This window comes from Mesorhizobium sp. 2RAF45 (assembly GCF_052115225.1).
Lineage (GTDB): Bacteria > Pseudomonadota > Alphaproteobacteria > Rhizobiales > Rhizobiaceae > Mesorhizobium > Mesorhizobium jarvisii.
Genome location: NZ_JBFRGG010000053.1, coordinates 1 through 370, shown reverse-complemented (window position 1 = coordinate 370; position 370 = coordinate 1). Strand labels below are relative to the sequence as shown.

Here is a 370-nt window from a genome sequence, read left to right as displayed (position 1 = left end):
GAGCCGGTCGAGCCGGTTGCACCCGTCGAGCCGGTTGCTCCGGTCGAGCCAGTCGCGCCGGTGGCTCCGGTSGAGCCSGTTGCTCCRGTCGAGCCAGTGGCTCCGGTCGARCCGGTTGCYCCGGTAGAGCCGGTTGCTCCGGTMGAGCCSGTYGCGCCGGTYGARCCSGTMGMGCCGGTTGCTCCGGTAGAGCCGGTTGCTCCGGTCGAACCCGTCGCTCCGGTCGAACCGGTCGCGCCGGTTGCCCCGGTAGAGCCGGTTGCTCCGGTCGAGCCCGTCGCGCCGGTCGAACCCGTCGCGCCGGTTGCTCCGGTCGAGCCGGTTGCACCCGTCGAGCCGGTTGCTCCAGTCGAGCCGGTGGCACCTGTCG

1 protein-coding gene is annotated in these 370 nt (G+C 73.1%); it reads right to left on the bottom strand.

Translation table 11 applies throughout. The features are described from left to right. Positions 1–370, bottom strand: a 370-nt coding sequence (locus AB4Z43_RS33550; RefSeq protein ID WP_441941020.1) for a hypothetical protein, incomplete at both ends; no start/stop codon positions are given.